Below are 19394 nucleotides of genomic sequence, written 5' to 3'. Positions count from 1 at the left end.
GCGTGACGAGCCACGCCGAGATCACCGCGACGCTGCGGGCCGCCGGGTGCGTCTTCRCGGAGGACGAGGCGACGATCCTGCTCGACGCCGCGGGCGATCTCGACGCCTTGGTCGCGCGTCGCGTCGCCGGCGAGCCCCTGGAGGTCGTTGTCGGCTGGGCGGAGTTCTGCGGGCTGCGCATCGAGATCGACCCCGGGGTGTTCGTGCCGCGACGCCGGACCGAGCTGCTGGTGCGGGAGGCGGCGCGGCTGGCGCCACCCGAGCGCGCGGTCGTCGTGGACCTCTGCTGCGGCTCCGGCGCGCTGGGCGTCGCGCTCGCGACCATGGTGCCGTCGGTGTCGCTGTACGCCGCCGACGTCGAGCCGGCGGCGGTCCGGTGCGCGCGCCGGAACGTGGCCACCGTCGGCGGTCAGGTGTTCGAGGGCGACCTCGACGCGCCGTTGCCGGACGCGCTGGTCGGGCGCGTGGACCTGCTGCTGGCGAACGTGCCGTACGTGCCGTCCGAGGCGATAGGCACGATGCCGCCCGAGGCGCGGCTGTACGAGCCGCTGGTCACGCTCGACGGCGGTGCGGACGGGCTCGACGTGCTGTTGCGCGTCGCTTCCGTGGCGCCGCGGTGGCTGGCGCCTGGGGGGCGCCTGCTGGTCGAGACGAGCGAGGCTCAGGTGCCGGCCGCGTCGGCCGCGTTCGAGGCCGTCGGGCTGGCGGCGCGCGTGGTGAGCGACGAGGAGTCGGGCGGCACGGTCCTCGTCGGGACCCTGCGATGAGCACCCCTGTCGACCAGCTCGTGGCCCTCGCTGATGCGGAGCGAGCGGTGGGCATGGCGCGGTTCTTCAAGACCGGGCCCGGGGAGTACGGAGAGGGGGACGTGTTCCTCGGGCTGTCGGTGCCCCAGGTGGTCTCGGTGGCGCGGACGTCGCTCGGGCTGCCTGTCGGCGATCTGGAGGCCCTGCTCGAGGACGGGCGGCACGAGGTCCGGCTGCTCGCGCTCAAGGTGATGGCGATCGAGTGCGCGGTTCGGCGTTCGTCGGAAGAGCGTCGCGCCGCGCTGCTCGACCTCTACCTGCGACGCACCGACCGTGTGAACAACTGGGACCTTGTCGACGCCAGCGCGCCGGACGTCCTCGGGCGCGCTGTCCTGGGCGGCGTCCCGGCCGCTGTCCTGTACCGGCTCGCCGAGTCGGCGTCGCTGTGGGAGCAGCGGATCTCCATCGTCGCGACCCTGCCTCTGGTCCGTGCCGGCTCCCTCGACCACACGTTCGCCCTGGCCGCGCTGTTGGAGGGCGACCGGCACGACCTCATGCACAAGGCGGTCGGGTGGCTGCTGCGAGAGGCGGGCAAGAAGGACGAGGCCCGGCTGTGCGCGTTTCTCGACGAGCACGCCGCGACCCTGCCGCGGACCGCGCTGCGGTACTCGCTGGAGCGGCTGCCTTCTCCGCAGCGTGCGCACTACATGGCGGCGCGGTCAGCCCTGCGCTGAGGCCCCCTCCAGCCAGTTCGGGTTGGTCATGATGCCGACGACGTTGCCGAACGGGTCGATCGCGGACGCGGTGACGAACCCGCTGCCGCGTTCGCGCGGACCGTCCTGCTCCGTGGCACCGAGTGCGAGGAGCCGCTGCCAGGTGCCCTCGAGATCGTCGACGTGCCAGTAGACGATCGCGCCCGACGGGCCGCCGGACGCCGGGGCGAAGCGGTGGTCGACGATGCCGAGCTCGTCGTGGTGGTCTCCGAGGCGGAACTCGACGTAGCCGTCGCGGACGAAATACGGCTCGAGGCCGAGCAGGTCCGTGTACCAGGTGCGGGCGGCGGCGAGGTCGTCGGCGAAGATCGAGACGTTGGCCAGGCCGCGGAATGTGCTCTCTGTGGCGGTCATGCCTCCACTCTCAGGCGTGAAGTGCTCACCTTCTGAGCACTTTTCCTGCGATTCTTCGATTGTGCGCGCGGACCGGCTGGTGGCCACCCTCCTGCTGATGCAGTCGCGCGGGCGCGTCACGGCCGCGGAGGTGGCAGCCGAGCTCGAGGTGTCGGTCGCGACGGCCCGGCGGGACCTGTCAGCGCTGTCCGTGGCGGGGATCCCGGTCTACCCGCAACCCGGGCGCGGCGGCGGGTGGTCGCTCGTCGGCGGCGCGCGGACCGACCTCACCGGCTTGACGGCCTCCGAGGCACAGGCGCTGTTCCTGCTGGTCGGGCCCGCCGCCGGGCGATCCTTCGAGGCGACGTCGGCCCTTCGGAAGCTCGTCCGAGCGCTGCCCGCGACCTTCCGCGCCGACGCCGAGGCGGCCGGCCGCGCGGTCGTGGTCGACCCCGCCGGCTGGGGCGCGGCCTCCCGCACGCCGCCGCCGTGGGTGGACGAGCTGCAGGGTGCGGTGGTCCGTCGCCGGCAGGCTCGGCTGACGTACGACGGGCGGTCTCGTGGCGTGTCCACCCGGACCGTGAACCCGTGGGCCCTCGTCGACAAGGACGCCGTCTGGTACCTCGTTGCCGGGACCCCGTCCGGGCGTCGGACGTTCCGGCTCGACCGGATCGTCTCGCTCACCGTGCTGGAGAGCGCGGCCGCACGGCCCGACGACCTCGACGTCGCCGAGGTCTGGTCGTCCGTCGTCGACGACGTCGAGCAGCGCCGTTCCCGCGTGTCCGCGACCGTGCTGGCGCCGCCGTTCCTCGTGCCTGTCCTGCGTGCCCAGTTCGGGCGGCACGTCGCGGTTTTGGGGGCCGACGACGACGGCCGTGCGCGACTTCAGGTCGCCTCGCACACCGCCCGGTCCGTCGCGGAGCACCTGGCCGGGCTCGGTGCGGCAGTCGAGGTGCTCGAGCCCGCGTCCGTGCGCGCCGAGCTGGCGACGCTCGGCGCCGAGCTTGTCGCGCGGTACGCGCCGCCTTCTTCGTAGCCGGACATGGCCCGACGTTCGGTCGTGCGCGCTGATCGGGGCTGAGCCGTCGCCACGTTCCTGCTGGTCAAAGGCGGATGTCAGTGGTTGGTCGTACAGTTGTTCTATGTCCGGATCGCATGGCTCACGCGGCGGGAGGTGGCGGCGGTGACGGCGGTACTCGACGATCTCGTGGTCGATGACGTAGCCGTGAACGGGCCAATCGGCGGCACCACGGGGATGGCGCCGGCTCTGGCTTCGTCATCTTCGGACTCGATCCCCGCCCCACCACTGTCGTCCGCGCTGATGCGGGCGGACTCCGGGCACGGCGGGCGCCCGGGTGCCGCACCGAAGGCTCAGCTCGGTGCGCGGGTGATCGACCTGGCTGCAGTGGAGCAGTTCCCGCTGCCCGGCGTCGAGGTCGCGGACCTGGTGGCGATGCTGGCCTCGGTGCCGGTCGCGGACGTGTCCGGCGCGGCCCTGGTCAACGCGGTCGCGGCCACGCAGCAGGCGATCACCATGCTGCAAGCCCTGCAGGGCTCGTTCGCCCGCGAGCTCGGTGCGCGCACCCCGGATGCGTTGCGGCACGTCCCCGATGAGCTGGCCTGCGCGCTGGTGTGCACGAAGCGGTCCGCGGAGCTCGTGTTCCTGCGCGCCTGGGGCGCAGGACAGCACCCCGCCCTCGAGGACGCGTGGGCGGCCGGTGCCCTGGAGGCACGCAAGGTCGACGTGATCCTGGACGAGCTGAGCAAGGCCGGCGCAGACGTACCCACCATCGACCGGGAGCGCGTGGTCGACGACGCGATCCAGCGCGCGGGTGAGATGACCACCCCACAGCTGACCCGACACGTACGCGCCACCCTGATCGCGCTGAACCCAGGCGTCGCCGAGAAACGACGAGTCGCCGAACGCGACCGGCGCGGGGTCGAGCTGGTGCTCGCCCCGGACGCGATGGCCAGGCTGATCGCCTACCTACCCGCCACCGAGGCGACCGCGGCATTCACCGCGATCGACGCCCTGGCCGGGCACGCCGCCCTCGACGGAGACACCCGGACGGTCGATCAACGCCGCGCGGACGCGTTCAGCGACGTGTTCACCTCGATCTTGGACCGGCAGAGCACCCCCGACGGCACCCCGCTGCCGACCCGGCACGGGCAACGCGTCGCCCTCCAACTCTCCGTCGCCGCGACCACCCTGCTCGGCCGGGACGACGCCCCCGGGTTCCTCGGCTCCTACGGGCCGATCCCGGCGCAGGTCGCCCGCGAGCTCGCCCAAGACGCCACCTGGCGCAGGGTGCTCACCGACCCGGGCACCGGGCAGGTCTGCTCCGTCGGCACCACCGCCTACCGGCCGGGCGCGGACCTGACCCGCACCATCCAGGCCCGGGACGTGACCTGCACCTTCCCCGGCTGCCGGCAACCCGCCACCCGCTGCGAGATCGACCACCGCATCCCCTACGACCACGACCGACCACCCACCCCGGGCGCGGGCGCACCACACGCCGACGTCCACGGGCGCGACCCTCAGGCCGGTCTCGACGGGCACGACCTACAGACCTGCGAGGCGAACCTGCACGCCTTGTGCAAGCACCACCACCAAGCCAAGACCGAAGGCTGGTGGAACGTCACCTACGACCAGGCGACTGGGGTCTCGACGTGGACCGACCGGCACGGGCTGACCTACGCACGCCACCCCGTCCCGGTCTACGTCAGCGCCCGGGCGCTCGAGCACCGACCGCCACCACCGCCACGCGCGGACCTCGGCGACCCACCCTTCTGACCCACGTGCCCTGACCTTGGCGGCCCACCCTTCAGACCCACGTGCCCTGACCTCGACGGCCCACCCTTCAGACCCACGTGCCGTGACCTCGACGACCCACCCTTCTGAGCTGACCCACGTGCCCTGACCTCGGCGACTCAGCCTTCCGACCTAGCCCCGCGACGCGATCGACGACTGCCTCCGCGAAGAGGCGAGCTGGCTGCGCCTCGACGACCGCGCTCGACGCTCTACACGCACCCGCCTGACGATCGATGCACGGCCCGCGGCAACCCCTACTTTCGCGGCCCGCAGATCGACGCCTGCCCCTTTGGGCAGGGATGTCGGCGCTTCCCGCCAGGATGGGGCGATGGAGGAGGATGACGCGCGGCGATCGGCGCTTGCGCTGCCTGAGGTGTCGGAGCGGCAGAGCTGGGGTCGGCCGGCGTGGTTCCACCGCAACCTGGTCGCACGGATGTGGGACGACGACCGGCTCACGGTCCGGGTCGAGGACGACGGGGAGAGGCTCGCGCTGGTCGAGCTGGAGCCTGCGCTGTATTCGACGACGGATCATCACGCCGGCACGAACCTGGTGCTCATCACGCTCGACGCCGTGGACGCCGAGACGTTGCGGGCTCACCTGGCGGAGTCGTGGTGGTGGGCGGCTTCCCCGGCGCTGCGTCGGAGGCACCCGCAACTCGGGCCACCGGAAGGGCCCTGATCGAAGCGACCGACCCACTGGCTCGCGGACTGCGGCCGCCCAGGCGCGGAGCTCGGCCAGGGTCGGCCTGTCGCCGGCGAGGCCGTCGGGCGCGCGGCCGCGGCACCGGCGTCCCAGGCCTCGACCCCGGGCAGCCGAGTGGTGCGACCTCAGGCAGCGAAGCGAGGAACCGCCGCGGATTCCCGCGCTTGGGAGCGGATCGGCACAACTGCGCAGGCGCGCTTAGGTGGGGGCCGTCAGGCGGCGGGGCGTGGGCCATACATGATCAGCGCGACGCCCAGCAGGCAGACGAGGGCGCCGGCGATGTCCCAGCGGTCGGGCTTGAAGTCGTCGGCGACCATGCCCCAGACCAGCGAACCGACGACGAAGACCCCGCCGTACGCGGCGAGGATCCGGCCGAAGTGGGCGTCGGGCTGCAGGGTGGCGACGAATCCGTACAGCCCCAGAGCGACGACGCCGGCGCCGATCCAGGCCCAGCCGCGGTGCTCGCGCACGCCCTGCCAGATGAGCCAGGCGCCGCCGATCTCGAGGAACGCCGCAGCGACGAACAGCACGGTCGACCGGGCGACGGTCATCGGTCCTCCTGGCATCTCGGGTGTGGCCCGAAACTACCCGGTGACCAGGTCCGGGGTGCGCGCGGAGGCGCGGGCCGCGAACCGCGGCAGCACCTCCTCGCCCACGCGGTACGCCTCCTCGACGTGCGGCCAGCCCGAGAGGATGAACTCGTCGAACCCGACGTCGGCGAGCTCGAGCAGGCGGTCGGCGATCTCGTCGTGGCTTCCGACCAGCGCGGTGCCCGCACCCTCGCGCAGCAGGCCGATGCCGGCCCAGAGGTTGGGCCCCACCTGCTGCTCGCGGGCCTCGAGCCCGAGCCCCCGGGTGAGGGCGGTCATCCGCGCCTGCCCGACGGACTCCATGGTGCCGAACCGCGCCTGCGCGGCCGCGCGTGCGTCGGGGTCCATGCCGACGAGCAGGCGGTCCGCCTCGGCCCACGCCTCGTCGGCGGTGTCGCGCGAGATGACGTGCAGACGGACACCGAAGCGGGGCGTGCGTCCGAGCAGGGCGGCGGCGGCGCGGACCCGCGTGAGGCGTTCGACCAGCGCGGGCACGGGCTCGCCCCAGGCCAGGTAGACGTCGGCGTACCGGGCGGCGACGGCCTCGGCCGCCGGCGATGCGCCGCCGAAATAGACAGGCGGTCGCGGCGCCTCGAGCGACGGGAACCCGCCGCCGACCACGTCGTAGTGCGCGCCGTGGTGCTCGATGGGCGACGGCCCCCACAGCGAGCGGAACACGGAGAGGAACTCGCCGGTCCGGGAGTACCGCTCGTCGTGGCTGAGGGTGTCGCCGTACGCGAGCTGCTCGACCGGGTCGCCACCGGTGACGATGTTCACGGCGAGCCGACCACCGGAGAGCCGCTGGAAGGTCGCGGCCTGCTGCGCGGCGAGCGTCGGCAGCACGAACCCGGGCCGGAACGCCACGAGGAACCTCAGGCGCTCGGTGAGCGGCAGCAGCGCGGCGGTGGTGATCCACGCGTCCTCGCAGGCCGCGCCGGTCGGGGTGAGCACGGCGTCGAAGCCGGACTGCTCCGCGGCGCGCGCGATCTGCCCGAGGTAGGCCAGCGACGCGGGCCTGGTCAGCACCCGCTTGGCGACGCCCGCCGCGGCGACCACGTTCGCGACGTGCCGGCCGTCGCCGTTGGTGGGCAGGAACCAGTGGAAGGAGCTCATGTCAGCCTGTCTCGGGGTCGGCAGGTGGGGCTACCGGAGTCTGCGAACCGCGGTGCCGCGGAGCAAGGCGGGGACGGCGTCGTCTCACCGGCCGGACGCCGGCCGGTGCGTGAACTCTGACGGCAGGAGCCGATGGGACCTGGGGCGCCTAGGGTCGGAGCAGGAACCGAGGGGACGAGGCGCGGCATGAGTGGCACAGAGCCGGACTGGGTGCGGCACGCGATCTGGTGGCACGTCTACCCGCTCGGTGCGGTCGGCGCGTTCCCTGCGCAGGGCAACCCGCCGGGTCCCGACGAGCATCGCCTCCGGCGCTTGGTCGCGTGGCTCGACCATGTCGTCGCGCTCGGTGCCTCCGGCATCGTGCTCGGGCCCATCTTCGCGTCGAGCACGCACGGCTACGACACGATCGACTACCTGCGCATCGACCCCCGCCTGGGCGACGACGGCGACTTCGACGAGCTCGTCGCCCAGGCGCACGGCCGCGGCCTGAAGGTGCTGCTCGACGGGGTGTTCAACCACGTCGGCCGGGACTCGGCGATCGCGCGCCGGTCGGTGGACGCGCTCGAGGGACGCTCGGACGACGAGGTGTGGTTGCTGCGGGACGCCGACGGCGGGTTCGTCGGCTTCGAGGGCCACGACGCGCTCGTCACGCTCGACCACGCGCACCCGAGCGTCGTCGACTACGTGGCCCGGGTGATGACCCACTGGCTGGACCGCGGCGCGGACGGCTGGCGGCTGGACGCCGCGTACGCGGTGCCGACGGCCTTCTGGGCGCAGGTGCTCCCGCGCGTGCGCGCCGGGCACCCGGACGCGTGGTTCGTCGCGGAGGTCATCCACGGCGACTACCCGGCGTTCGTCCAGGAGTCGACCGTCGACTCCGTGACGCAATACGAGCTGTGGAAGGCCGTCTGGAGCTCGCTGAACGACGCCAACCTGTGGGAGCTGGCCTGGTCGCTCACGCGGCACGACGAGTTCCTGGACTCGTTCGCGCCGCTCACGTTCGTCGGCAACCACGACGTCACGCGGATCGCGAGCATGGTCGAGGACGCCCGGCACCGCCCCCACGCCGTCGTGGTGCTGTGCACGGTGGGCGGCACTCCGGCCGTCTACGCGGGGGACGAGCTCGGCTTCACGGGCGTGAAGGAGGAGCGCGAGGGCGGCGACGACGCCGTCCGGCCCGAGCTCGCCGTTGACGGGCCGGGCATCGTCGAGAACGCCGTCCTGCGGCTTCACCAGGACCTCATCGGCCTGCGCCGCCGGCACGCGTGGCTCCATCGCGCGCGCACGTCGCAGGTCACGCTGACGAACACGAGCTTCGTCTACGAGGTCCGCGACGGGGACGACGCACTGATGGTCGCGCTGAACCTGGATGACGCGCCGCTGGCGATGCCGGGCGGGACCGTGGTGGCCTGCGACGACGCGACGAGGAACGACCAGGGGGCCGTGGCGCCGCACGGGTGGGCCGTGGTCGAGCCCGGCTGAGCCGGCGTCAGCTCGGGATCTCCAGCCAGAAGCCGCCCTCGCCCCAGGTCACGCGCAGCCCGCCGTCCTCGGGCAGCTCGGTGGAGGCGCAGCCGGACGTGCGCAGGTCATCGGGAGTGCCGTTGACCCAGCAGACCAGGGTGAGTCCCGTGGGCACATCGAGCGTGAAGCGCCCGCCGGACCCGACGGGGGCGAGCACGCCGCCGGCCCGCTCGACCCGGTCTGCGTCGAGCGGCTGGCTGAGGTAGCGGAGCTCGTCGTCGCCGGTCGGGACGTCCGGCCAGACGCCGGCGGCAACGGTCCCCGGCAGGGCGGCGATCCACCCCTGCTCCAGGGGCCGGTCGGGCAGGCCGGTGTCGTCGACCGCGACGAGCTGCCCGCGCACGCCCGGGGCGTCGGGTGCGCAGCCGCTGGTCACCACGGCGAGGGCGACCAGGCCGCCGACGAGGAGTGCGCGCGACGTCATCCGCGCAGGCTAGGCCGAGCAGTGCGGCAGGGAAGGGCGGCGCACCGGGACCCGACCGGTACGCCACCCTCCCCCTCACCGCACCCCCGGCGGTGGCCTGCTACCAGGTGGACGGCGCGGGCGGCACGACGACCGGCGGGCGGTCGTCGCAGGTGATCGTGTTGGGCAGCTCCCACGGCGCGAACCACGGGCCCGTGGTTCCGCCGCCGTCATTGCCGCCGAGGTCGATCGACGACCACTCGGACCCGGTGGGCGGGAAGTTGAACGACCCGCAGTTGTTGATGCCGACGGCACCGACGTTGCGCGCGTCCACGTTCTCGAAGGTGGCCGACCCGGCGGCCCGGGCGCTGAGCACCGAGGTCCCGGTGCCGTCCACGCGGATGTCCTTGAAGTGGACGTTGGTGACCTTGTAGAGGTCCTTCACCGGCCAGTCGGCGACGACCATGATCGCGTTGTAGGTGTTGTCGAGGAAGTGGTCGCCGACCACCTGGATGTCCGCATCGATGTTCTTCTCCAGCGCGAAGAACCAGATCGCGCCGAGCCCGATGTTCCAGTTGAGCTCGAACGTCCCGGCGCGCACGGTCGTGTTGTCGGTGATCCAGAGGTGCCCGGCGAACGGCTGGGCGCCGAACCGCGAGCCCACCTGGATGCCGGAGCCCTCGCGCAGCGGGTCGGCGATCAGGTTGCCGATGACCGTGTTGTCGGTGCCGCCGTAGATGGCGACGCCGTTGGCGAGCGTCGGCGTCTGGACCGTGTTGTGGTCGAACGTGTTGCCGGAGTTGGTGGTCGTCTCCGCCCACATCGCCAGCCCGTCGTCGCCCGTGTTCCGCACGACGTTGTTCGTCGCGGCGGAGTTCGTGACCCCGGTGTGGAAGTTCAGGCCGTCGGCGATCTGGTCGACGATGACGCTGTTCTTCACGACGAGGTTGTTCATCGGGCCGTCGACCCACACGCCGACCTTGGTGTGCTGGATGTAGAGGCCGTCGACGGTCGAGTCGCTCAGCGCTCCGCCGATGCCGTTCACCTGGTCGGTGTCGATGCGCTCACGCACGTCGCCCTGTATGGCGAACCCGGACAGGTGCACGTTCCGCGAGCCGCCCGCGGCCGCGTCCTTCCCGTAGAAGCCGACGCCCGTGTGCACGGAGCCATCGGGCGCGGGCGTCGCCAGCGCGACCTCGCGGCCCTTGATGATCGTGTACCAGGACCCCGCGCCCTCGATCGTCACGTCGTCGACGACGATGTGCCGGTTCACCTGGAAGACGCCCGGCGGCACGTAGACCGGCAGGTGCTTGGCCTTGCCGTACGCGATGGCCTTGTCGAACGCGTCGGCCGAGTCCTTCTTGCCGAACGGGTCGGCACCGAACAGCAGCACGTTGGCGGCCTTGAGCCGGACGTGCGGCAGGCCGACCACCTCGGAGTCGAGCAGGTCGATGGCGGTCCACGCGGCGGTGGTGCCGACCGGCGCCGTCAGGCGCACCTTGGCCCCGGCGGCGTACGTCCGGCCCAGCAGCACGCGCTGCTCGTCGTAGAAGTGCATCGGCCGGAACGGCGTCGCGATCGTCGGGGTGGGCGTCGTCGCCGCGGGCACGCAGCCGCACTCGGTGATCCACCAGTCGGGGTGCAGAAGCCCGGCGTTCGGGTCGTTGCTGAAGGGGTACTGGTTGTAGAGCCACGAGTACTGCGACGTCAGCGTCAGGGTCCGCAAGCCGGCGCCGTCGACGGTGACGTCGAGCGGCGCCGTGATGCCACCGCCGGTCGCCGAGTCGGGGATCGAGTACCGGACGGTGAGGGCGTTGGTGGCCTTCGGCAGCGTGAACTCCACGTACTGCCCGGGCGCGAGCTTCACCGCCGAGCGGCCCGACGCCTCCGCGGGCAGCGTGTACGCGGTCCGGTCGGGGCCGATGACCGTGCCGTTGGTCGCGGCCTTCTCGGCCTCCTGCTCGAGGAAGCCGACCGTCGCGCCGCGGCCGGCGACCAGGGACGGATCGAGCGCCGCGCGGGTGACGGGGCTGGGGGTCGGGGGCGGCGTCGGTGTGCGGCCGTGAGCCGAGGCCGCACCGCCGGTGCCGACGACCGCGAGCGCGAGCACGAGGGCGATGGAGCGGTGCGGTGCAGACCGCATGACTGTGTTCCTCACGGGAGCGCCTCCTTGCGCAGCCGGGACGGCACCGTGGTGGCGAACAGGGGCACGGCGCCGTGTGGACGGGACACACCGTACGGAACAGACAAACATGACGACAAGAGCAGATGGGATAAAGCAAGAACTTACGCGACCAAACGCAAGACCCGACTATTCACCGACGTGATGAACCCGTGCGCACGGCAGGAAGCGGGAGCAACTCCCCGGACGGAGCAACAGGTCACGCATCGAGGTGGGTGACCTCGGCCCAGACCTCGGCCCACGAACCCCGCGGCCCGTCACAGACCTGGACGAGCCCGCCCTGTTCCTCGTTGTCGACGTCGACGCCGTTGTCGACCACTGCCACCGGACGGCACCCGACCGCCCACCCCGGCGGGCTGTCGTACCCGATCAGCACCACCGGCCCGACGACCTCGGCGGGCGGTCCCCACGCCGCGTACCCGTTGTGGCCGCTGGCCACAGGCACGTCGGAGCCGTACCACTCGAGCGCGCCGGCCTCGCCGTAGTTCCTGGTGACGACGAGCGCCGCGTCGTTCTCGGCGACGGCCTCGTGGACGGTCGCGACGAGCGACGGCCAGCCGATCATCTCCAGCTGGTCCTCGTTGAGGTCCGCGTAGACCGACCCGCCGAGTACGTTCTCGGGCAGCAGCGGCAACCCGGTGGGCCAGGCAACGAGCGCGCTCAGACCGAGGATGACGCCGGCCTTGACCATCCCCCGGGTGCTTCGTCGCGCCTCGAGACCGCAGGCCCCCGCTGCGAGGAGGACGGGCACGGCGCCGACGACGTAGTACGCCTTGCCGCCGGTGAGCAGGAACACGACGACGAGGACCAGGAACGCCCAGCCCAGCGGGCGCGCCCGGACCAGCGACGGCACCCGCAGCAGCCGGACGAGGCCGTAGATCCACAGCGCCGCGGCGACCGGGGAGAACTGCACGAGCAGCAGGCCGACGAACTCGAGCCGCGGACCGATGCCGGAGTACTCGTCGCGGATGTCGGCAGCCAGCGTCAGCTGCGGCCAGCCGTGCGTCGCCTGCCACACGAGGTTGGGCAGCCAGATCAGCAGCGCGATCCCGGCCGCCGCCCACGCCCACGGGGACCGCAGGTGGTGCCGGACCTCGCTCGTCAGCGCGATGCCGACGACGATCCCCGCCAGCAGGAACGCCACGAGGTTCTTGTCCAGGAGTGCGAGCCCTGCGAGCAGCCCGACCACCAGCCACCCGCGGGGCGCGTCACGGGTCACGGTGCGCAGCACCACGTAGACGATGGCCACCCAGAACAAGGTGTCGATCGTGGTGGTCGACAGGATGTGGCCCAGTGTCACCACGACCGCGCCGGTCCCGGTCGCGACGACCGTCAGCAGCTGCGCGCCGGTCCCGCCGCCGAGCTCGCGCGCGGTGAGCGCCGCGAGCACGACCACGCCGGCGGCCGCGAGCGCGCTGGGCAGGTGCAGAGCAACGAGCGAGCCGGGCGCGACCAGGTCGGCGAGGTGCGCGACCAGCGGGGTCACCGGCGGCTGGTCGGGGTACCCCCACGCGAGCCGGCGGCCCGCCGCCACGAAGTAGAGCTCGTCGCGGTGGGGTCCGTACCGCCCGGACAGGGCGACGAGCACCGCGAGCAGCACGCCCGCGGCCGCGAGCACCCAGGGCCAGGCCACAGCCGGGAGCGCACCGCGACGCCGGCCGACGTCGGCGACGACCACGAGAGGGAGCGTAGCGAAGCGCTACTCCAGGACCGAGACCTCCTCGGTCGCGCTCGACCACCCCAGGAGCAGGCCCTGGTACATCTGCACGTCCGTGACGCCCGGCGGGTAGGGGATGCGGTCCACCTCGGCGCCCGTCTCGAAGTCGTAGGCGATGAGCCGTCCGCCGTCGGCCGCGTCGGACGACGACGTCGACGGCGCCAGGACGTGGCGGCCGTCGGTGGCGAGCGCGCCGCCGAGCCCGAGGGTCGCGCGCGTCTCCCAGACGGTCCTGCCGGTGCGGCCGTCGAGCGCGACCAGCGAGCTCGAGGTGCTGAGATAGACCCGGCCACGGACCACGAGCGCCTCGTAGCCGGGCGTGATGTCGGCGCTCCACCGCACGCGCCCGGTGTCCCGGTCCCACGCCCGCAGCGCGCCCCGGACCGTGAGCAGCAGGCCGGGCACGCTGCCATCGTCGACGCTGGTCATCAGCAGGTGCCCGTCGAGCACACGGTCGCCGGCGGGGTCCCCGTCCGCGGACAGGAGCGTCGTCGTCTCCGCGTCGCCAGTGCCGGCGTACCTGCTGAGAGCGAGCCCGCCGGTCACGGGGTCGACGCCCATGCTCCCGTCCCTGCCTCCCGCATCGAGCCTGTCCCGGACCAGGGTGCCCGTCGGGGAGAGGAGCGTGAACCCGCCACCGTTGCCGAAGGCGAGGACGTCACGGGCGGCGAAGAAGCTCCAGGAGTGCTCGGTCATGGCATCGGCGACAGCCGTCGGATCCTCGACCAGCGGCTCCGCGTAGCGCCAGCGCTCCCCGCCGGTGGTCGGGTCGTACGCGACGACCTCGACGCCCCTCTCGGCGTCGCGGTGGCCGACGACCAGCAGGCCCGCGAGCACGGCGAGCTGCGCGCCGTCGTCGGTGGGCCAGTCAGCCAGGACGTTCCCGTCACGGGTGTCGAGGACCGTCACCCGCGTGGTCGTCGGCGCGACCAGATTCTGCGTGCCGCCTCTGGTGATGCGCAGGAACCCGTCGGTGACCAGGCAGGCGGCGAAGGCCGACTCCTGCGGCGGCGGCGCGCCCGCCAGGCACGTCCCGCCGTAGACGGTGCTCGCCGGCTTCGCGCGCTCGGCATCCGGTCCCAGCAGCGGCGTGGACCACACCACCTTCCCGGTCCGCTTGTCGACGGCCGTGAAGGACTGCGACCCGTCCGCGGCGACGACGAGGCTCGCCGACGCCTCCCCCGTGTCGATGCCGTCCCACAACGAGGTTGCCTCGTCCTGCGAGAGGCTCCGGACCACCCGCAGCGAGTCCCCGAGCGGCGGCGCCACGCCCGGCAGGCGGGCGAGCCGAGCGACCGCGGCGGCGTCCCGCTGGTCGATCACCCACTGCGTCCCGCCCAGCGCCAGCACGGCCAYCGCGGCCACGCCGACCGCCCACCAGCGCCACCGGCTCCGCCCGGGGGCGGGGTGCGGCTCGTCGTCGGCGGCATCGTCCAGGAGTCCGACCTCCTGCATACCCCGACCGTGCGTCATTGCAGGACCCCAGCGGCCGTCAGCCCAGGACCACGAGGCGGCCGTCGTCGCCCCAGCCAAGCAGCAGGTGCCCCACGGCCACGCTCGAGCGCAGGCCGTCGGGGAACGGGACGCGCCACGCGGCGTGCCCGTCGTCGAGAGCCAGGGCGACCAGCTCGCTGCGCGGACCCCCGACCACCGGCTGGTCGGCGACGACGAGGTGCTCACCGTCCGTCGCCAGGAAGCCGGGCACGTTGCCCTCGGTCGTCTCGCCCCGCCAGACCACCTCCCCTGTGCGCCCGTCGAGCGCGACGACACCGTTCTGCGTGCTCAGGTACACGCGGCCGCCCAGCACGAGGGCGTTGACGGAGGCGACGACGTCGGCCTTCCACCGCGCGTCGCCCGTGTCGGCATCCCAGGCGCGCAAGGACACGTCGGAGGTGAGCACCAGGCCGGGCACGCTGCCGTCGTCGACGGTGAGCGGGAGCAGGCCGCCGGGCAGCTCGACGTGCTCGCCGGCCTGCTGAACGAGGGTGGAGCGCAGGGCGCCGGACCCGCTGTTGGACAGCAGGGCGAGCCGCCMCGCGACGGCGTCGACGACGACGTCGGCATCCCCGGGCTGGCTGGCGCGCAGCACCTCGCCCGACGACGACAGCACCGCCGCCGTCCAGCCCGGCACGGCGACCCCCACCACGCCGCCGGCCGCGAACAGCCGGGTCGAGCCGGCGAAGGACCGTCGGTCGGGTCCGGGCGTCGGCGGGGCGTACGTCCAGCGGACGTCGCCCGTGAGCAGGTCGCGCGCGGTGATCCCGGCGTCGGGGACGCTCACCACGGCGAGCCCGGCGAGCACCGCCAGCGCGGTCGCCCCCGGCGCGGGCTCGTCCGCGACGACGTGCCCGTCGTCCGTGTCGAGGACGACCACGCGCGTGGCCGTCGCCGCCTTGCGGGTCTCGACGCCCTCGTCGCCGTACTGCACGAAGCCGTCGCTCACCAGGCAGGCGGCCTGCACGGGCGGTCCGTCGACGCCGGGGACCGGGACGCAGGTCCCCGCGGCGCTGCGGTCGAGGGACCTCGCCCGGGCCCCGTCCGGTCCGACGAGCGGCGTCGAGAACCTCTCCTCCCCGGTGCGCTGGTCGAGGCCGACGAACGCCTGCGAGCCGTCGTCGGCCACGGCCAGCCCGACCATGGCGGTGCCGGCGTCGACCCCCTGCAGCAGGACCGCCTGCGCCGCCGGGTCGGGACGCCACAGCACGCCGACGTCGGCGTCGACGGGCCGCACGACGCCCGGCGTGGCAGCGAGGCGCTCCTGGGCCGCCCGCTCGCGGGCGTCGAGGGCGGTCTGGGTGACGACGAGGGCGGCGACGAGTGCGGCGGCACCGCCCGCGGTCACCCACCACCGGCCGCGATGACGGGCAGACCGGTCCGCGACGTCGGGCGGGGCCTCCACCGTCTCGTCGAGCTCGACGTGCTGCATCGCGCTGCCGGCGCTCATGGGACCGGCCCCACCTGCTCCATGTGACGCCGCGGTCCCATCCAGCGACGGTACTCGCGCGGTCTCAGTCCAGCAGCCTGTGCTCCAGGAACGACCGCTCGGCCTGGTTGGTGGTCCGCGCGAGCGCCTCGCGGTAGGCGTCGGCGGCCTCGTCCGTGCGGCCGAGGCGACGGAGCAGGTCTGCTCGGACGGCCGGGACCAGCGGGTGGTCGGGGACGTCCGCGAGTGCGTTGAGCCCTTCCTGCGGCCCGCGCGCCATCCCGACGGCGACCGCCCGGTTGACCCGCACGACGGGCGACGGCAGCACCGCGACGAGCTCGTCGTAGAGGCCGAGGATCCGCGGCCAGTCGGTGTCGACGGCTGTCGGCGCGGTCGCGTGGCACGCCGCGATCAGCGCCTGCAGCTGGTACGGCCCGACCTGCTCGCGCCGCAGCGCCCGCCGCAGCTCGGCCAGACCCGCCTCGACGAGCGCCGCGTCCCAGGCCGACCGGTCCTGCTCCTCGAGCAGGACGAGGATGCCGTCGCCGTCGGCCCGGGCCGCGGCGCGCGAGTGCTGGAGCAGCATGAGGGCACGCAGGCCGGCGGCCTCGGGGTCGTCCGGCACCAGGTCGGTGAGGAGCCGTGCGAGGTCGAGGGCCTCGTGGCAGAGGTCGACGCGGACCAGGTGCGGCCCGGCCGTCGCGGCGTAGCCCTCGGTGAACAGCAGGTAGACGACGGCCAGCACCCCGGGCGTGCGCTCGGGCAGCTGGGCGGCCGACGGCACGCGGTACGGGATGCCCGCGACGGCGATCTTGTGCTTGGTGCGGACCAGCCGCTTGGCCATCGTCGGCTCGGGCACCCCGAACAGCCGCGCGATCTCGGCCGTCGTCAGCCCGCAGAGGGTCCGCAGCGCCAGCTCGACCCGCGACGACAGTGCGAGGGCCGGGTGGCAGCACGTGAACAGCAGGCGGAGGCGTTCGTCGGCGATCCCGCTGTCGAGGGCGTCGAGGTCGGGCTCGTCACGGGGCTCGTCGACGAGCGCCCGCAGCTTCTCGGCGCCGACGCGCTCGCGCCGGATGCGGTCGATCGCCCGGTGGCGCGCCGTGGTGGTCAACCACGCGCGCGGCACGTCCGGGATGCCGTCGCGCCGCCACGTGCGCAGCGCCGCGGCGAACGCATCCTGCGTGCACTCCTCCGCGAGGTCCCAGTCGCCCGTGAGCCGGATGAGGGTGGCGACGAGGCGCCCCCAGTCCCGCGCGAACGTGTCCGCCAGGACCCGCTCGACCTCGTCGGTCACGAGACGCGCACCGGCCTGACCTCCACCTGCCCGATCGCCGCCGCGGGGTGCGCCGCGGCGATCGCGACCGCCTCGTCGAGGTCCGCGCAGTCGACGAGGGCGAGCCCGCCCACCTGCTCGCGACCCTCGGCGAACGGGCCGTCGGTCAGCAGGACCTCACCGTCCCGCAGGCGCACGGTCGTCGCGGTCGCGCTCTCGTGCAGGCCGACGTGGGCCCGCAGGACCCCGCGCCGCTCCAGGTCCGTGATCCAGGCGTCGAACGTGCCGAACGCGCCCTCCCGCAGGCGGGCCTGGGCGGTCTCCTCGTCGGCGCTGATGAGCAGCAGGTACTCCATGGCAGGTCTCCCTCGGTGGTCGGTGTTCTCCCCCAGGACGAACGGGGCGCGCCACCCAGGACAGTGTCCATCGACGACCATCTCCTTCGTCCTGGGGTGACACCTGCGACCGAAGGAGAACCATGCAGACCCTGACCTCACCCGACGGCACCCCGATCGCCTACGAGCGCGCCGGCCACGGCCCCGCGATCGTCTTCGCCACCGGCGCCTTCAACGACCACACCACCTGCGCCGAGCTGGCCGACCTCCTGGCCGCCGACCACACCGTCGTCACCTACGACCGGCGCGCCCGCGGGCAGAGCGGGGACACCGCGCCGTACGCGATCGAGCGGGAGATCGAGGACCTCGCCGCGCTCGTCGACCTCGTCGACGGGAGCGCCGCGGTGTTCGGCTTCTCCTCGGGCGGGAACCTCGCGCTCGCCGCGGTGGCCGCGGGCGTCCCGATCACGCACCTCGCCCTGTACGAGGCCCCGTTCGCCCTCGGCACCCTGCCCGCGCGACCGGCCGGCCTGCCCGAGCGGCTCGAAGCGCTGCTGGCCCAGGGCCGGCCGGACGACGCCGTCGCGCTCTTCCAGACCGAGGGCGTCGGCATCCCCGCCGCCATGGTCCAGCAGTTCCGCGCCTCGCCGGGCTGGCCCTCGCTGGTCGCGATCGCGCAGAGCACCGTCTACGACGCGACGATCACGTCGACTCTCGGCGTCCCGACCCCGGCCATGGCCGCGGTCGCGGTACCCACCGCGGTGATCACCGGGGCCGAGACGTGGCCCGGGCTGCCGGAGTCCGCGGCCGCGCTGGCCGCGCTGCTCCCGCACGCCCGGCACGTCGTCGTGCCCGGCGGCGCCAACCACGGCATCCCTGCCGAGGCCACCGCGACGGTCGTGCGCGAGCTGCTCGCCTGATCACCACCGGTGCGCGACGTCCACCACCAGGCGGGACGAGGTGCCCGGGCCGTCGAGGGCGAACACCCGGAACGGCAGCCGCGCGCGCACGCCCAGCCCGACGCTCGTGTACCCCTCGAAGGTGCCGGCGAACACGACCTGGCGGAAGGTGCGGTACCCCGAGACGTTCCGCAGCTCGTTCTTGTTCGCCGGGGAGTAGGTCGGCGTGCCGGCTGCGTTGTAGGCCGGGTCGTTGACCGTGATCTCCAGCGCCGCGCCGCCGCGCGTCGGGATGACGAACCCGGAACCGTCCGCCGTCACGTGCGTCACGTAGCGCACGGTGTAGCCGCCGACGTCGCCCGCCACGTCGATCACGAGCCGGTCGTAGCACGCGTGCTGCCCGGTCCGGACGTTGACCACGGGCGCCTGAGACAGCCCGGACGCCGACTTCTCCAGCGAACCCCACACCAGGCCGCAGTAGGGCGCCGCCGTCGCACCCGACGCCGGGACCAGCAGGAACGCACCCAACAGGAGCACGATCGACACGAATGCTCGCCTCATCGCACGACCTCCTCGTCGCGCGGGCATCTCGGTGATGTCCGATCCTCCAGGGTAGGGCTGCGACGGCGTGACATAACGGGTGAATTCCGGCGCGACGAAGCGGAGCGGAGGTGTATGCGCCGAGCGTCGGGCCGCTCCTTCCACGGAGAGCGTGCGCGTGTCGCCCCGACTCTGTTGGTGGCGGCGCGCACGATGGAGACGGACAGGGCGAAGGAGCCGAGCAGATGACCGTCACCGACCAGCTGCACCAGCTGAACATCGAGGTCGAGGCGCAGGTGCGGCGCGAGCTCGAGGGCGCCCCGTGGTTCCGGATCGCGGCTGCCACCAGCCGGGCGCACCACGAGTACGACGAGGCGGTACGCCGGCACGACGAGGCGGGCGCGCGGCTCGCCCGGGACCGCCACGCCGTCCTCGAGCGGATGCTCGCGGACGCGGCCGCCCGCGCACACCGCCGCTGACCACGCCGTCGGCGGGTCGCCGTCCGGACGGCGACGGTAGCGTGAC

19 protein-coding genes are annotated in these 19394 nt (G+C 73.4%); 8 read left to right on the top strand and 11 right to left on the bottom strand.

Annotation, left to right across the window (positions count from 1 at the left end; translation table 11 throughout):
- Positions 1-2: 2 nt before the first annotated feature.
- Both AC1DYZ_RS01420 and AC1DYZ_RS01415 read left to right on the top strand, forming a co-directional pair.
- Positions 3-767, top strand: coding sequence for a putative protein N(5)-glutamine methyltransferase (locus AC1DYZ_RS01420; protein WP_477063442.1), 765 nt, complete (start codon positions 3-5; stop codon positions 765-767).
- On the top strand, positions 764-1480 hold the full coding sequence (locus AC1DYZ_RS01415; RefSeq protein ID WP_477063441.1) for a DNA alkylation repair protein: 717 nt from the start codon (positions 764-766) through the stop codon (positions 1478-1480). Before AC1DYZ_RS01420 ends, AC1DYZ_RS01415 begins: the two co-directional genes overlap by 4 nt.
- On the opposite strand, the gene AC1DYZ_RS01410 is transcribed toward AC1DYZ_RS01415, so the two are convergent.
- Entirely contained in the window at positions 1466-1873 is a 408-nt protein-coding gene (locus AC1DYZ_RS01410; RefSeq protein WP_477063440.1) for a VOC family protein, read from the bottom strand. The two genes, AC1DYZ_RS01415 and AC1DYZ_RS01410, sit on opposite strands and share 15 nt — an antisense overlap.
- A 79-nt stretch (positions 1874-1952) precedes the next feature.
- On the opposite strand from AC1DYZ_RS01410, the gene AC1DYZ_RS01405 reads away from it, so the two are divergent.
- The 3 genes from AC1DYZ_RS01405 to AC1DYZ_RS01395 all read left to right on the top strand — a co-directional run bounded on the left by AC1DYZ_RS01405 (position 1953) and on the right by AC1DYZ_RS01395 (position 5343).
- The gene (locus AC1DYZ_RS01405; RefSeq protein ID WP_477063439.1) at positions 1953-2888 is read left to right on the top strand and encodes a helix-turn-helix transcriptional regulator; all 936 of its coding nucleotides are present in this window, start codon (positions 1953-1955) and stop codon (positions 2886-2888) included.
- Between the two features lie 351 nt (positions 2889-3239).
- Positions 3240-4646: an HNH endonuclease signature motif containing protein gene (locus AC1DYZ_RS01400; protein ID WP_477063438.1), complete on the top strand. Its 1407-nt coding sequence runs from the start codon at positions 3240-3242 to the stop codon at positions 4644-4646.
- Positions 4647-4992: 346 nt separating this feature from the next.
- Complete coding sequence (locus tag AC1DYZ_RS01395; protein ID WP_477063437.1) at positions 4993-5343, top strand: MmcQ/YjbR family DNA-binding protein; 351 nt, start codon at positions 4993-4995, stop codon at positions 5341-5343.
- Positions 5344-5579: 236 nt separating this feature from the next.
- Here AC1DYZ_RS01395 and AC1DYZ_RS01390 read toward each other — a convergent pair whose 3' ends face one another.
- A complete protein-coding gene (locus AC1DYZ_RS01390) occupies positions 5580-5918 on the bottom strand; it encodes a YnfA family protein (RefSeq protein ID WP_477063436.1) in 339 nt (112 codons plus the stop codon).
- 33 nt (positions 5919-5951) lie between these two features.
- Positions 5952-7070 carry an LLM class flavin-dependent oxidoreductase gene (locus tag AC1DYZ_RS01385; RefSeq protein WP_477063435.1) on the bottom strand — a complete coding sequence of 373 codons (1119 nt, stop codon included), beginning with the start codon at positions 7068-7070 and terminating at the stop codon, positions 5952-5954.
- Positions 7071-7256: 186 nt separating this feature from the next.
- Here AC1DYZ_RS01385 and AC1DYZ_RS01380 point away from each other — a divergent pair, with 186 nt between their 5' ends.
- Positions 7257-8552 (top strand): alpha-amylase family glycosyl hydrolase, encoded by a 1296-nt coding sequence (locus tag AC1DYZ_RS01380; protein ID WP_477063434.1) that lies wholly within the window; start codon positions 7257-7259, stop codon positions 8550-8552.
- A 7-nt stretch (positions 8553-8559) separates the two neighbouring features.
- Here the strand turns inward: AC1DYZ_RS01380 and AC1DYZ_RS01375 are convergent, their stop codons facing one another.
- The 7 genes from AC1DYZ_RS01375 to AC1DYZ_RS01345 all read right to left on the bottom strand — a co-directional run bounded on the left by AC1DYZ_RS01375 (position 8560) and on the right by AC1DYZ_RS01345 (position 17451).
- On the bottom strand, positions 8560-9018 hold the full coding sequence (locus AC1DYZ_RS01375) for a hypothetical protein (RefSeq protein WP_477063433.1): 459 nt from the start codon (positions 9016-9018) through the stop codon (positions 8560-8562).
- 100 nt (positions 9019-9118) lie between these two features.
- Positions 9119-11155 carry a glycosyl hydrolase family 28-related protein gene (locus tag AC1DYZ_RS01370; protein ID WP_477063432.1) on the bottom strand — a complete coding sequence of 679 codons (2037 nt, stop codon included), beginning with the start codon at positions 11153-11155 and terminating at the stop codon, positions 9119-9121.
- Positions 11156-11378: 223 nt separating this feature from the next.
- Entirely contained in the window at positions 11379-12857 is a 1479-nt protein-coding gene (locus AC1DYZ_RS01365) for a glycosyltransferase family 39 protein (RefSeq protein ID WP_477063431.1), read from the bottom strand.
- 21 nt (positions 12858-12878) lie between these two features.
- Complete coding sequence (locus AC1DYZ_RS01360) at positions 12879-14351, bottom strand: outer membrane protein assembly factor BamB family protein (protein WP_477063430.1); 1473 nt, start codon at positions 14349-14351, stop codon at positions 12879-12881.
- 37 nt (positions 14352-14388) lie between these two features.
- Positions 14389-15840 carry an outer membrane protein assembly factor BamB family protein gene (locus AC1DYZ_RS01355; protein WP_477063429.1) on the bottom strand — a complete coding sequence of 484 codons (1452 nt, stop codon included), beginning with the start codon at positions 15838-15840 and terminating at the stop codon, positions 14389-14391.
- Positions 15841-15904: 64 nt separating this feature from the next.
- Complete coding sequence (locus tag AC1DYZ_RS01350; protein WP_477063428.1) at positions 15905-17116, bottom strand: RNA polymerase sigma factor; 1212 nt, start codon at positions 17114-17116, stop codon at positions 15905-15907.
- Entirely contained in the window at positions 17113-17451 is a 339-nt protein-coding gene (locus tag AC1DYZ_RS01345) for a YciI family protein (protein WP_477063427.1), read from the bottom strand. Before AC1DYZ_RS01345 ends, AC1DYZ_RS01350 begins: the two co-directional genes overlap by 4 nt.
- Before the next feature lie 122 nt (positions 17452-17573).
- Here AC1DYZ_RS01345 and AC1DYZ_RS01340 point away from each other — a divergent pair, with 122 nt between their 5' ends.
- Positions 17574-18350 (top strand): alpha/beta fold hydrolase, encoded by a 777-nt coding sequence (locus AC1DYZ_RS01340; protein WP_477063426.1) that lies wholly within the window; start codon positions 17574-17576, stop codon positions 18348-18350.
- Here AC1DYZ_RS01340 and AC1DYZ_RS01335 read toward each other — a convergent pair whose 3' ends face one another.
- Complete coding sequence (locus AC1DYZ_RS01335) at positions 18351-18890, bottom strand: AMIN-like domain-containing (lipo)protein (protein ID WP_477063425.1); 540 nt, start codon at positions 18888-18890, stop codon at positions 18351-18353.
- 224 nt (positions 18891-19114) lie between these two features.
- Here AC1DYZ_RS01335 and AC1DYZ_RS01330 point away from each other — a divergent pair, with 224 nt between their 5' ends.
- Positions 19115-19348: a hypothetical protein gene (locus tag AC1DYZ_RS01330; protein ID WP_456823648.1), complete on the top strand. Its 234-nt coding sequence runs from the start codon at positions 19115-19117 to the stop codon at positions 19346-19348.
- Positions 19349-19394 lie beyond the last annotated feature (46 nt).

This window comes from Cellulomonas sp. P1_C4, from assembly GCF_056406355.1.
Note: the sequence above shows the minus strand (reverse complement) of the source record. Positions and strands in the feature narration are given on the sequence as shown.